Below are 13,608 nucleotides of genomic sequence, written 5' to 3' on the forward strand. Positions count from 1 at the left end.
CAGAGGCTGGCCGCCTCTGCTTTTTCGCATGAACCTAATCAACTGTAGGATCGAGATTACATTCTTCAAGCTTTAATACTTTGGTTTTGTATTTCCATTTGTATCCCAGCCAGATTACCAGGAAGAAAGGAATACCGATATACGAAGCAAGCATGAACACCCAGTCGACTTTGCCGTCTGAAAAGGCACTGAGACTCTGGCCAATAATTACAATCATACACATGATGCCTGCAAGAATTGGTCCAAATGGATACCACAACGAGCGGTATGGCAGGTCTTCTACTTTATTCCCTTGAGCAACATAAGCTTTGCGGAAACGGTAATGGCTCACCGCAATACCAAGCCAAGCGATAAAACCGGACATGCCGGATGCATTAAGCAGCCAGATGTATACTTGACCGTCCCCAAAGAAGGAAGCAAGGAAAGCGAGCATGCCAATTGCTGCAGTAGCGAGCAAGGCATAGACCGGGATCCCCCGTTTGTTAAGCTTAGCGAAGATTTTCGGAGCCTTGCCCTCTTTCGCCAATACCCATAGCATACGCGTAGATGCGTACATCCCCGAGTTGCCGGCAGACAATACTGAGCTTAAGATAACCGCGTTCATGACGGATGCAGCTACACTCAGGCCAGCCTTTTCAAAAATAATCGTAAACGGACTTGCCGCTACACTTCCTTCCGCAAGCGTATCTGTTGTGAATGGAATCAACATGCCCACCACGAAGATAGCTAAGATGTAGAACAACAGGATTCTCCAGAATACGCTGCGAATCGCGCGAGGAACATTTTCCCGAGGATTCTCGGATTCCCCTGCTGCAACACCAACGAGCTCCGTTCCTTGGAACGAGAAGCCTGCCGCCATACAAATACCAAGTACAGCAAGCCAACCGCCTGAGATCGGAGCATCCCCAGCAGTAAAGTTACTGAAGCCTACCGCATCACCTTTCCAGATCCCAACGATCATAAGCAGACCGATAGCAATAAAGACAATGACCGTAATAATCTTGATCATAGCAAACCAATATTCCGATTCCCCGTATCCTTTTACAGAAAGCAAGTTAAGTCCTACCATCAAGGCAAGGAATAAGGCACTCCATATAAATGACGGACTGTCTGGCAGCCAGAACTTAATAATTAATGTTGCCGCAGACAGCTCAGCTGCAATCGTAATCGCCCAGTTATACCAATAGTTCCACCCTAGTGCGAAACCAAAAGATGGATCTACGAATCTTGTTGCATAAGTACTAAATGTTCCGGATACCGGCATATAAGTTGCCATTTCCCCGAGGCTGGTAACCAAGAAATAAACCATGATACCAATAATAAAATAACCCAGCAGGGCACCGCCTGGACCAGCATCATGAATGGCTCCGCCGCTTGCCAGGAATAGTCCTGTTCCAATCGATCCGCCGAGGGAAATCATAGCCATATGTCTCGACTTTAGGCCTCTGCGTAATTTGTTCTCTTCCACGAACTGAACTCTCCCCTTATCTCTATTCCCATTAGTGTCCCAATAAATAGCTGCATTAAAACGCAAAAAAGCCGTCTTTCTCAAGTATTGAAGAAAGACCGCCTTATCTTCCCCACTTTCCATGTATCAAGATAGCACAACATACCGCTGTTGATTACAGCCATATGACAGTTCCGCCCCTATTCGGATACGGCCCCAGCCCATCACAGTCAGTAAACTGGACGGCTTCGGCGGTGTTGCCTTTCCATCGGAATCTATGGTCTCTACTGGACCTCCTCCGATGTAGTCATCAACATCGCGACCTCTACCTCATCTTGGTGATGAGGATTTACTATTTAATTTGATTTTATTATAATAATTATCTTCTTATAATAAATCAATGGATATTCCAACCAGTTGTCAAAAATCTTTCCGCCTGATTGCAATCAACCCTGCAACGAAGAAAATCAAAAAGTAAACCGCCGTATAATATAAAAAAGCGTTCGAGGGTGGATTCACGATAGAAAAGTAGCCTAATGTATCTCTGGAAGAAAACTCATCTCCTAATTCCTTAACCATAAACATTTCAGATAACATCCGCTGCTGAAGCGCATCGGTTGGAATAAGCAAGCGAATAAGACCGGACACGATCTCCATCGTATGAGACGTTTTGTCCGCTTCATCGGAAGCGAACATCCCTGCCTCAATTACCCGGTCGAGCATGGTCCCCAGCCAGCCCATACCAAAGAGCATTACCATGGCTACCCCATTACCAAGCGGCGCAAGCCAGCAAGAGGCGAGCATCGTCAGGGTAACCAGCAGCAGAACAGGACTGATGAACAAGAGAATCGCTGGACCCATCTTGGTCCAATCCGGGTGAACACCTGTCGCTTGATACACAATTGCGATGATGGACACAAATAGAATGAGTGCATAAGTCAGACAAAAGGTAACAAAGCCAAACCATCGTCCCATATACCAGCGGGTACGCGGAATTGGCCTAGCGAATACCGATTGCAGCACACCGTGCTCCGCATCCCCGCTAACGGCGGCAACCGAACTAAAGATGGCCAGGAACCCCGTTGCAAAGGAGCCGAAGAAAAATCCGACCCACAGTAAAATAGCGCTTCCTCTGAAGCGATCGACCAAACTATAAAAGCTGGATAAAGCGTAATCTGTATCTCCAGCACCTCTGCCTGCGCTGCTTGCGATGAAATAAAATGCAATCCAAAATAGGATAGTCAGCAGCAAAGTGATCAAGGTGACTTTTTTGCGTATTAATTCCTTCCAGGTTAACATCCAAACGGCAATCATCGGTTTTCCCCCCTATGCTCCAAACCCGATACTGCCTGCAAAAACCACTCATCCAGGCTTGATTTCACTTTCTGTGTTTCATATAACGTTATACCTTGTTCAATGAGCAGACGGTTGAAATAACCAACTTGCTCATCCTCTTCAAGCTCGACCTCCAGCCAATGCTCTCCCCATGCTGGCGTTTCTCCTTCTTGCCAAGGCAGGAGATGAACCGGGGCAACAAGGATTTCCCGAAGATAGTCCAGCATATCCGGTGTCATTCCGCCAACCCGGAAGTGCCATCGTGCTGAGGACGCCCGAAGCACATCTGATACTCGTCCATCCGCCAATATTCGACCGTTATTTAACAAGGCAACATGATCACATAATTGCTCGACATCCTCGAGTAGATGCGAGTTCAGAAAGATCGTCTTGCCCTCCTTACGCAAACGTTGCAGCAGCTCTCGCACTTCATGACGACCAACAGGGTCCAGTGCTGAAGCTGGCTCATCCAAAAATACAATGTCAGGATCTGATAACAGGGCACAGGCAAGACCAAGCCGCTGCTGCATCCCTTTGGAATAACCCTTAATACGGTCTCGTCCCCGATGCCCGATACCAACCTCATCCAGAAGATGATCGATCCGGCTTTTGACTGATGTTCCCTTCATCCCGCATAACTTCGCGTGAAACTGCAATGCCTCTTCCCCACTTAACCATCCGGGATAGCGGAATAATTCCGGCAAGTAGCCGATCCGGCGCCTTGCTTCCACTGAGCCTGCAGGTTGGCCGAACAATAACGCCTTCCCATCCGTTGGCGTTGTCAACCCTACGAGCATCTTGACGATGGTGCTTTTGCCAGCCCCATTAGGGCCAAGGAAGCCAAAGGCTTCCCCGGCAGGAATACGGAGCGTGACATCATGACAGCCACGTCCGTTCCCGTAGTTTTTCGTTAAGCTGAACGTTTCAATCGCATAACTCATCCGGTTATCAATTCCTTCACGATCTTTTCCGTATCTTCGCGGGATTGGATATCATACAAGGTAACACGTTTAACAAGACCTTCTTCCAGCCAAGTGGCACTCCAGCCGCCGCCATTGATGACACTGTTCTCGAGGTAGACATCCGTGCCTTTCAATATCGTCTTCGTCACTTTTCCATCCGCAATAAGCGGGAAAGGTACTTCGCCATCGGAGATCCGTGTGCTTTGCATCAGAACGGATTTCAAGTTCTGCGGTAAGATGGGAAAACGGATCAAAGCTTCATATGCATCTTCTGCATCGATGGACGGGTCCATATCCAGAACCGGTGCAGGAGTGATGGTAAGCCCGATAAAATGGTCATTGTCATCCGTGTCTACAATGTGGTAATCAGCATTCACGCCTTGATCCATTCGTAAAGTGATCGGTTTCCCATCAACAGAAGCAGGCAATAATTTTTCTGCTCCTAGCTTCTTCATAACACCATTGATTGCATCGACATCCAACCGGAATGTAATAGCTTGACCTTGTTGAGCATTAATTTGAAGCTCAGTTTGCTCGCCAAGAGGTGTGTACAGCTTTTCCGGCACCTGGATGCCGTATTCCTCAAGGGCCTGAGCAGCCGTTAATTCAGGATAGCCCTTCCCAATTACCGAGCGTTCGAATTTACCGTATTTATTCGTTGACTCCACCGACACATCCGTTCCGAAGAAGCCTTCTAATGCCGTCCTGAAATCGTCCTCCTGAACAACCGCTACTTGATTCATCTTGAACTTGCTCAGAATAGCAGCCAGAGCATTATTAGTTGTTGGTGTAGCGATAACTGCGCAGATTAGTACAGCAGCTGCAGCAATCCCTGTTTTCATGCCATGTTTCTTTAGCCAGCTTCTGTAAGCCGCCGGTGCAGGCTTTGCTTGATGGTGTTCAGTGCTTGCTGCATTCAGATGCTTTCTCAAGGCATCGTGTTCTTCTACGAGATTCTCCTGTGCAGCGCGAGCGGACTTTGGCTCCGTCTCCTCAGCCGTTATTCCTTCCCTGCTCCATGCTTCCCAGACAGGAGATGCTTCCTGTTGTTGAAGCTTACTTGCAAGCTTCTCCCATGCCGCGTTTGTTTGCTCATCAGTTGGCAAGCCTATGTGCTTCCGGTCCAAAGAGTCCATTCTATCTATCGGATGATTTGTCATGTAATTCTTATCCTCCTTCATCTTGCTACCACTGATTTTCGTTTTTAATCGCTTGTTTTCTTAACCGTTCACTAGCCCGCTTCAGCAGCATACCTACTTGAGGCTGCTGAACCTCCAGCTCCTGTGCAATTTCGGAATAGCTGTAGCCAGAATATCTGAGCAGCAGCATCTCTCTGTCTCTATCCGGCAGCGAGTTCAGCCAGCCTTGCAATTGTTCCTCTTCACCTTGCTTAATCACGGCATGTTCACCGGATTGGTGGGACAGCGGCTCCGTCAGCATATGTCTCTCCTGCCGCTGTACCAGCGAGCGCTCACGCGCCTTTTGATCCAAGTAATCATATGCGCTTCTCGTAAGCACCCGATGCAGCCATGCTCCAACGGCATCAGGCTTCTCGGGAGGGTTCTTATATAGCTTCAGGAATACCTCCTGAGCCAAATCTTCAGCGGCCGCTTTGTCTCGCAGCAGCGCTATTAGTTTTCGAAGTACGGACGGATAATGCTTATGAAAGATATCTTTAAACAAATCCGGCGCCGGATCTTGATTGATCATTGTCCATTGCCTCCTTATTATTCATTGCCTCTACGCTTGCCCCGGGCTTAACGTTGACATTTATAAGACGGTTAACAACTCTATTTTGTAACACCTTAATCTCAGATATGAATAGATTTAAATAAAATTTACTATATAAAGAAAAACCACCTTAGTAAAAAGGCGGTTTAATGAAAGAAGATTGATAAGACTTTTGTTTATTTACTTTCCTTCATTACCTGCTGCGTAATGCTTGTCATAGTTGCTTCGTCTAAGTTACTGTAATTCATGGTAATTGAACCTTTATCACCGTTGAATAGGAAAAAGGTATGCTCACCAATTTTTACTTTCTGAACTTTTTCACCATCTATTTCAACCATTTCACTCTTGTCTAGATTAGATTGAATGGTACTATAGGTTACTTCAATCTTTGTATCACCTTGATAAGGTCCATATAAGATTTCTCTTTCATCATTCACTTTCTGTTCATTTGTTAGCTTATTTAACTTCCCTTTATTGTCCGTGTAAGTAATGAATACTTCTTGTTTATTTCCAAGGGCAATTCCTTGTTTATCTTTTGGCGGAAATACATGATGTACATAACTTACTTCATATCCGTCCAACTTCGGGATTTCAAAAGTAAGATTGAATTTGTCGATTTTCTTCTGAGCTTCCTCTAATTCGTTGTTGGAATTATTATTTTGACATCCAGTGACTAACAATAATGCTACTAAGAAAAGCATGAGTCCAAGTCTTTTAATAAAAATCACCTCTCACCAAATGGTCTATCTCAATACTAAATATTACTTAATCATTTAGACGGAAACTACGAAGTAATGTTTCGCAGCTTAACTTTATTTAAATGAAAATGGCAGCCGATCATATGGACGGCTGCCATTTATTGGTCAATCTGTCTTAACTCTCGCTCAGTGAGCTTAACCTGCAGCTTACCGTCACTCCCCTGCTTGGTTAATTGAATGAATCCATCGAGTGTATATGATTTCCCAGGGGTTACAAGCGCGTCCTGATAGACGGAGAACCAGTCTGGATTCGAAGGATTTACTTTCATTGATGCAATTCCCGAACGTTTTGTCTGGTCCGTCCATTGGCACAACCATTCTTTTTCGCATGTCCAAATGGCTGTTTTCCAATTCCCCAGTCTGGAAATCCCGTTTTTGTCTTTCGCTACGATGATTAACTCGTGCTTGCCCTGTTGGCGTGGAGAATAACGGACCTTCCAACTTGGGGATGTAGGCGAGGCGTAAAAGGCAGGAACGATTTCTTCGATACCCGAAGGTGTCGTAATTTCAGCAACAACATCCACTTCTTCCGGTTCAAAAGGATTTGAGTACGCCGTTCCCAGATTAAAGGTTGCTTCAAGCTTTGAGTACTGCAGCGGTTTATCGGTATTCAATTTCAACATTCGTAATCGCAGGTTGAAGTGGTGTTCGCGGAAGCGCTTGCATAACTAGCGTTTACAAACCCACCTCCGAGCATCGTTACAAGTAAACAACCTGCCACTAGGCAAAACAAACTGTGTTTCATGCATATCATTACCTTCAATTCCCCCTCATATTATTCACGAATACGAGACGGTTTGACCTTGTCTCCCCTTCATTGTGTGCCGAATGACAAGCTCCCACAACCAGAGGGAATAGACATTTTCACCCCACGATTACCATTTCTCACACTATTCCATAATCATATCAACAACTTGTTTCGCAAACGCAGCATAGGCTTCAATCCGATCCTGACTTTGATCTATAGCCCACCTGAGGTTGTCGAACGCTTTCAATAACAGCAAACTATTCATATCAACAGTGTCTTCTTCCCTTATACCGTACCCGTCTAAAAATGCTTTGAAATCCTCTTTATTCGGATTACCATCTTGGATTTGTCCCTGCATCACCGAAATGATATCTCCATGCGGTACCGTTCTTACTTCTGCATTGCCCCAATCCAATAAGATGACTTGTCCGGTACGATCGACCATCGCATTCTTCAGTGAGAGATCTCCATGGATTAAACCAAAGCGGAACGTTTTTTTCTTCAAATTCTCAAACCGTTTTCTAACTCTCTGCGATTGCACAGAAGTGATAACTCCAAGCCCAATCAACCGATCATTCTCCGTCAAACTATTGATGTTATACCGCACATACCCTAGCCAACTCCCATCCGATCCCGCATGAGAAGGTGAACGAAACTCTCCTTGGACGGGATCGATTAGATTTTCCCCAAATCCCTTAACAGGGATGGAATGAATACGCTTGGTATACTTGCCGAGCTGCCTCCAAATATCGGACTTGGGAACCGTACTATCTAACCCATTGTCTCCATCAATAAAAGCTTGAATCATATAGGCGGTCTCATCAAGTACTCCAATAGACAACACCACAGGTCCCGGAATACCAATTACAGCTGCTTGTTCCATGCACCATTTCTCTTTCACATAGCTTGGATATGTATCTGTATTATTCATACGAACAACGACTTTACGGCTCTCTGTTTCGACTACGCAAACTTGATTAACGAAGCCTTTTCCTATGATCTGGTATGAACTCTTTACCTGTTCCTGAAGAAAATCACCTGCAATTCGTACTGCTTGTGAAACGACAGCGTCGTCCATCATTTCTTCCATCCCCTCAAAGCTACTTTAACTTGTTATTAATGTTATGCAGCAATTTAATAATTTCAGCAATTCCTCTAAATAAAGCACCTATCAAGATAAAGATACCTGCCGTACTAAAAAACGGTGCATGTGTATCATCCATTCGTGGGACGAATGGAATCATAACTCCAACAATAACGATTGCCCATGCAAGAAAAATCAAAAAAGAAGCTATCTTGTTACTGTTCTTATTCGTGTAATCGAATTCATAATTTTTGATTTCATCTCTGTCCACTATTAACCCTCGCTTATTATTTTAGGCATGGATATATAGACGACATGATAAAGCAAAAGTTTCTCACTAGGCATATTCATTCCTTTAATTGGTGATATTGTGCGCCATGTATCGCATCCACTCTTATAGCTTTGTCCTTTGTATGGGCTGATACTAAACTATCCTCCCTTAAACGCAACAAAGCTACCGTTCATGTGTCGGCAGCTTTGTCAGATGGTATGTTCAGTTGTAGTCATTGTGTAGTGAGCGTATTCCGTTCAAAAGAAAATTCAGAGCGATTTGTCTCGTGCTCGCTCTTCAATGTCCCTTTCCAACTCCTTGTAATAATCGGTTTTCTCGTTTAAGGAATCTAAGTTTTCAATTAGCTGGTCGATCTGTTGCCGAATCTGTTGTTTATGGTCCTCGAGCATCCGTCTGCGCTCGGTAACCGTCTCTTCACCGCGGTAGCGCAGCTCGGCGAAATGCTGCATGTCGCGGATCGGCATGCCTGTATCGCGTAGGCGAATGAGGAACTTGAGCCATTCCACGTCTTTTTCGGAATAATAGCGGTATCCGTTATCTTCTCTTTCAATAGCTCGGATGAGACTAACCTTCTCGTAGTAACGCAGCGTATGAGAGGATAGACCAGTCATCTTTGTGACCTGTTGAATGGTATACGTCGTTTTCATACTGTTATTATATATCAGAATGCATCGTTATTTCCTTCACCCGGCAAAGTCATGCTGTTTAGTAGATTCATTCCGTTAATAGCCGTCGGGAATCCCCCGTAAAGAACCGATTGAATGATAACCTCCTTCATTTCCTGCCGAGTTAACCCTACGTTGGATCCGGCCTCCAAATGCACTCTCAATTGCGTCTCCCTGTTCAATACTGTCAACATAGCTATCGTTGCGATTTCCCGTTCCCTTAAAGTTAATCCTTCGCGCCCGTAAATATCGCCGAACCATTCTACGAGAATATTCCCTAAATCGCCTAATGGGGCCACAACGGTTTCTCCTACATGTCCATCCACTTTCTTCAACATTTCCATTCCGAATTCATACCGATTTTTCATCTAATCAGCTCCTTATGTTTTAGTTGATTCTCATTCTAAACTTTAGAGCGCGCTCTAAAGCAAGGTTTTTTTAATTGTCATGCTTACACCACTATTTAATCTAAAATGGCATTAAGATCAATCGAATCTGCGATCATTTTGTTTCCAACATCGCCAGGATGAAGCTGATCGCCAAAGTCATACTTAGCTAATAAGTAGGACTGCCTAACGGCAGGTCCTTTCTATTATTCGCCTTCCCTTATCTTTTCACGTACAAACTTAGCCGCAGCTATAGAAGCAGCAGCTAGGATTACGGCAAATGTGGTCGCTCCTGTGGCCAATCCTGTATAGTCGATCAGATAACCCGTACACACGGGCAGGATGGCAGCAGGAATATAACCACCAATGTTAAGAACTGCATTCGCTTCGGCTCTACAATGCTCGGGAACATGTAAGCTAATCAGCGTTAAACCACCGAGTTGGCCGAGACCTTGACCAACCCCGGCTAGCATGGCTGCCAGCACTAACGGAGCGACGGCAGAAGTATAGACCGCTATGGCTATGCAGAGCATGGCCAGGAAGACAGACGCCGTGCCCATCAGGAACTGGCTTCGAACGGATAGCTTCTTAAGGAGAAATTGAACACCTGTCGCAGAAAGAAACATGATACATGCCATTCCGCCAGCGACGAGTGGGCTAGAAACGTCCAATAACTTCTTCAGCAATGAAGGCCCGAGCGACAGAATGAAAGATGTCGAGGTGATACCCGACGCAAAGACAGCGATGCCAAGAGTAAGGTGCAGCCGATTGACTTTGGGTACGCTGGGCATTCGAAGCCGCCACTCACGGTTGCGTGCAGGAACGCGTCTTCTCGGAAGCAATACAACAACGACGAAAGCACTGGCCAATATCAAGAGCTGTGTACCGAATAGGGGGACGACTGGCTGGGTGAGCGAATCGGCCATGATGCCCGATAACAACGGACCTAGCCCTGCTCCCAGCACCATGGCGACTGAAGCGGCAAGCGAAGCCGTATGCCTCCTGGTGGAGCCCCCAACATCGACGACCGATGCCATGCCAGCAGAGACAATGACACCAACGGCAATACCCGATAGCAATCGCGCGAATAGTAAAGCAGCGACTGTGGAGGCAGTGCCAAATAGAACACAAGCGAGTACGGCTGCCGCAAGACCAGGGAACAACACCGGCTTCCGCCCGTACCGGTCAGATAACTGTCCAGCGAAGAGCAAAGTCGCGAGCAAACCAGCGATATATGCAGCGAATATTAACGTTAGCATTCCATTCGAGAAATCCATTTCCCGTTGCCAGCGAACATAAAGTGGTGTGGCTGAATTGGATAGGACGAAGACCGCTGTTACGAGCCAAGCGGTCGTCCATATCCGCCATTCTCGAGGGGCTGGACCGATATTTTTCGCTTGATCGGAATCATTTTTCATATATAAAAACCTCCTAAGAAGAATTCAGAAAGCAAGATTCGCTCTCGAATCTCATCATAGGATATAATCAGATATAACTGAAATACATAAAACGAATATACGATATAACCATTTGGTTATGAAGGAGGCATGCGCGAATGAACTTGAACCTTCTCCAAATCTTCGTGCAAGTTGCGGAGACATCGAACATTACAGAGGCTTCCAAAGCATTGTTTATCTCACAGCCAGCCGTCAGCAAAGCGATCAAAAATTTAGAGGAGTCACTTCGCCTTCAGCTGTTCATCCGGGACAAACATAAAGGATTGCTGCTGACAGAAGTGGGACGAGAGATTCTAGTGTTGGCCAGGCAGATGAAGGCTATTGAGAACAGCATCTATCAAATCGCCGGACGGGAGAACCACCTGCTCGGTGGCAAGGTCATAATAGGCTCCTTCCCTGCTGCATCAACGAACTTACTGCCTAAGGCCATCTCCATATTCCGCACAAAGTATCCGCTGGTGAAAATCGAATTACTTGAAGGTGTCTCTGATCAAATCAAGCAATGGGTGGAAGATCGTACTGTCGAGATCGGTATTGTGGCGTCTCCATTCCATTCATTCGAATTCGACAGATTACAATCCGACTACATGGTTGCGATCGTCCCCTCGGATCATCCATTGGCGGAAGAACCGATAATTGATCTGGAGCGCTGCCAAAACGATGTTATTTTCTGTAAAGGAGGCCATGAAATGGCCATGAACTCTATCCTGAGAGAATATCAGATCGAGTTGGGGGAAGGTTTAACGGTTCAGTCCGCGGAAACCTTGATCCGCATGGTCCGAAACGGGCTTGGTATCGGGTTAATCTCCAATTTCACTCTAGCTTCTGTGCCGCATGATTTGGTCGTCAAGACTATTCGACCAGGCATCACTCGTGATATCGGTATCGTGGCGCATTCCTTCGGGGAAATCTCACCGGCTGCAAAACAAATGGTTAGTGTCCTGCTCCAAACTGGCTTGAAGTCTGGCGAGGAGTTAAAATGATCAAGTGCCATTTATCCGAGGAAAGGCAACCGGTCTTTCTGTCCAGTTGCCTTCATTTCCGTTCAAATCCTACAGAACTATTTTACGATTGGCAAAACAACCTCCACCATCGTTCCTTTCCCAACCTCACTTTCGATTCGCATAGTCCCCTTATGATTTTGGATGATCTTCATTGAGACCATTAATCCTAACCCTGTTCCTGTTTCTTTTGTAGTAAAAAAAGGATTGCCGATCTTAGTTATTTCATCTTGTGGGATTCCAGACCCTGTGTCATTAATTCGAATGACTATCTTATCATTCATTTGCTTGGCCTGTACGATCACTTCTCCGCCTTGAGGCATGGATTCAATGGCATTCTTAAACACATTGATAAACACTTGATTGATACTGCTTTGACACTGAATGAATGGTAAATTGGCATCTAGCTCTTTCTTTATTAGAACGTTATACAGGTTGGCTTGTCCTTCAAATAATCTTGTAACGTGAGTTAATATATGCACTACGTCCCTTAACTCATATACTTCATTGGAAGGTTTAGCTAACACTAGAAGCTCACTAACAATTTCATTGATTCGATCAATTTCTGCTATCATGACATCATTTCGCAATTTCTTGGAACCATCCATATCTTCTTTCAGATACATTTGCATAAATCCTCGTAAGCTAGTCAATGGATTTCTAATTTCATGAGCGATCCCCGCTGCAAGCTCACCAACTAAGGAAAGTTTCTCTGATCTGCGGATTAATTCTTCCGAATGCACCCGTTCCGTTATATCACGCCCCATACTGATAACATGTTGAATATCACCTGCAGTATTTCTTATTTTTTTAGAGTGTGCTTCTTGCCAGATATAATGACCGTTTTTATGCCGAAGACGATATATAAATATTCTGCTTTCAGCGTTATTCGAATTACCATTCCTTAACCAGCCGCCGTTCAAATCTTCCGGATGCCAATAATCATAGGCATGTTTCCCGATAAGTTCATCCGGTTCATATCCAAGTTGGTTACGAGAAGCTGGCGAGATATATGAGATAATTCCGTCTGGAGTTAAACGCAAAATAACGTCCTGCGAATGTTCAGAAATAAGCTTATGTAGCTCTTCAATCTTCTTGTACTCTTCTTCCTTCTTTTTTTGTGCCGTTATATCTACGATATGGAAAATGAAAATGTCATTCCCATTGATCCCCTGAAGGTTTCTTTCTACAGTAACGCTTAGATGACCCCATATAGTCGTTCCGAATTTATGAATATACCTTTTTTCTATTTGATAACCATCCATTTCACCCTGTACCAATTTACGCCATAATTCGAGATCTGCTTCTAAATCTTCAGGATGAGTGCCAAAAGAAACACCAAGATTTATTAATTCTCTTTCGTTATATCCTAGCATTATGCATAATGAAGAATTAGCCTTCAAAAAACTTCCATCAGAAGATAACAAAGCCATTCCATTTGGAGATTTCTCGAATGCACGTAAAAAAAGACTATTGTCATTAAAATTTGAAAACATCTGATCCTCCGTTTAAAAGCGGTTACATGAACCTACTAATAAATTTGTCTATCCTCAATAAGGCATTATAACAGCAATTTTCAGTTAAAAATATAAATGATTTTCACTACAAATATATATCACCAAATGTTAGATATAAAAAAATCCACACATCGATTTCCACCTGTCATTGTAAGCTCCCACAACAAATATACCCATAAATTATTTAGATCCACGATGAACTTGCTCGCCATTCCATATATTCTG

14 protein-coding genes and 1 riboswitch are annotated in these 13,608 nt (G+C 44.7%); of the genes, 1 reads left to right on the plus strand and 13 read right to left on the minus strand.

All coding sequences use genetic code 11. The features are described 5' to 3' along the window. Window positions 1-34: 34 nt before the first annotated feature. From AC0YNT_RS16825 to AC0YNT_RS16880, 12 genes are all read right to left on the minus strand, one after another. Window positions 35-1,426 (minus strand): amino acid permease, encoded by a 1,392-nt coding sequence (locus AC0YNT_RS16825; protein ID WP_475805727.1) that lies wholly within the window; start codon window positions 1,424-1,426, stop codon window positions 35-37. A 166-nt stretch (window positions 1,427-1,592) separates the two neighbouring features. After that, window positions 1,593-1,783, minus strand: a riboswitch (Lysine riboswitch). Window positions 1,784-1,867: 84 nt separating this feature from the next. Beyond that, window positions 1,868-2,761, minus strand: coding sequence for an ABC transporter permease subunit (locus AC0YNT_RS16830; protein ID WP_475805661.1), 894 nt, complete (start codon window positions 2,759-2,761; stop codon window positions 1,868-1,870). Further along, window positions 2,758-3,723: an ABC transporter ATP-binding protein gene (locus AC0YNT_RS16835; RefSeq protein ID WP_475805662.1), complete on the minus strand. Its 966-nt coding sequence runs from the start codon at window positions 3,721-3,723 to the stop codon at window positions 2,758-2,760. The genes AC0YNT_RS16830 and AC0YNT_RS16835 overlap by 4 nt, the downstream gene beginning before the upstream one ends. After that, window positions 3,720-4,904, minus strand: coding sequence for a hypothetical protein (locus AC0YNT_RS16840; RefSeq protein ID WP_475805663.1), 1,185 nt, complete (start codon window positions 4,902-4,904; stop codon window positions 3,720-3,722). The genes AC0YNT_RS16835 and AC0YNT_RS16840 overlap by 4 nt, the downstream gene beginning before the upstream one ends. A 25-nt stretch (window positions 4,905-4,929) precedes the next feature. Then, on the minus strand, window positions 4,930-5,454 hold the full coding sequence (locus tag AC0YNT_RS16845; RefSeq protein WP_475805664.1) for a sigma-70 family RNA polymerase sigma factor: 525 nt from the start codon (window positions 5,452-5,454) through the stop codon (window positions 4,930-4,932). A gap of 197 nt (window positions 5,455-5,651) precedes the next feature. Next, the gene (locus AC0YNT_RS16850; protein WP_475805665.1) at window positions 5,652-6,176 is read right to left on the minus strand and encodes a hypothetical protein; all 525 of its coding nucleotides are present in this window, start codon (window positions 6,174-6,176) and stop codon (window positions 5,652-5,654) included. Window positions 6,177-6,331: 155 nt separating this feature from the next. Beyond that, window positions 6,332-6,856: a DUF5060 domain-containing protein gene (locus AC0YNT_RS16855; protein WP_475805666.1), complete on the minus strand. Its 525-nt coding sequence runs from the start codon at window positions 6,854-6,856 to the stop codon at window positions 6,332-6,334. Window positions 6,857-7,123: 267 nt separating this feature from the next. Then, entirely contained in the window at window positions 7,124-8,062 is a 939-nt protein-coding gene (locus AC0YNT_RS16860; RefSeq protein ID WP_475805667.1) for a phosphotransferase family protein, read from the minus strand. A gap of 19 nt (window positions 8,063-8,081) precedes the next feature. After that, a complete protein-coding gene (locus AC0YNT_RS16865; protein ID WP_475805668.1) occupies window positions 8,082-8,336 on the minus strand; it encodes a hypothetical protein in 255 nt (84 codons plus the stop codon). Window positions 8,337-8,605: 269 nt separating this feature from the next. Next, window positions 8,606-9,004 (minus strand): MerR family transcriptional regulator, encoded by a 399-nt coding sequence (locus AC0YNT_RS16870; RefSeq protein ID WP_475805669.1) that lies wholly within the window; start codon window positions 9,002-9,004, stop codon window positions 8,606-8,608. Window positions 9,005-9,018: 14 nt separating this feature from the next. Further along, entirely contained in the window at window positions 9,019-9,390 is a 372-nt protein-coding gene (locus tag AC0YNT_RS16875) for a carboxymuconolactone decarboxylase family protein (RefSeq protein WP_475805670.1), read from the minus strand. 224 nt (window positions 9,391-9,614) lie between these two features. Beyond that, the gene (locus AC0YNT_RS16880) at window positions 9,615-10,826 is read right to left on the minus strand and encodes an MFS transporter (RefSeq protein WP_475805671.1); all 1,212 of its coding nucleotides are present in this window, start codon (window positions 10,824-10,826) and stop codon (window positions 9,615-9,617) included. Between the two features lie 137 nt (window positions 10,827-10,963). On the opposite strand from AC0YNT_RS16880, the gene AC0YNT_RS16885 reads away from it, so the two are divergent. Then, window positions 10,964-11,848 (plus strand): LysR family transcriptional regulator, encoded by an 885-nt coding sequence (locus AC0YNT_RS16885; protein WP_475805672.1) that lies wholly within the window; start codon window positions 10,964-10,966, stop codon window positions 11,846-11,848. 77 nt (window positions 11,849-11,925) lie between these two features. Here AC0YNT_RS16885 and AC0YNT_RS16890 read toward each other — a convergent pair whose 3' ends face one another. Beyond that, window positions 11,926-13,362: a PAS domain S-box protein gene (locus AC0YNT_RS16890; RefSeq protein WP_475805673.1), complete on the minus strand. Its 1,437-nt coding sequence runs from the start codon at window positions 13,360-13,362 to the stop codon at window positions 11,926-11,928. Window positions 13,363-13,608: the final 246 nt, after the last annotated feature.

The sequence above is a fragment of the Paenibacillus sp. J22R56 genome (genome assembly GCF_056269375.1).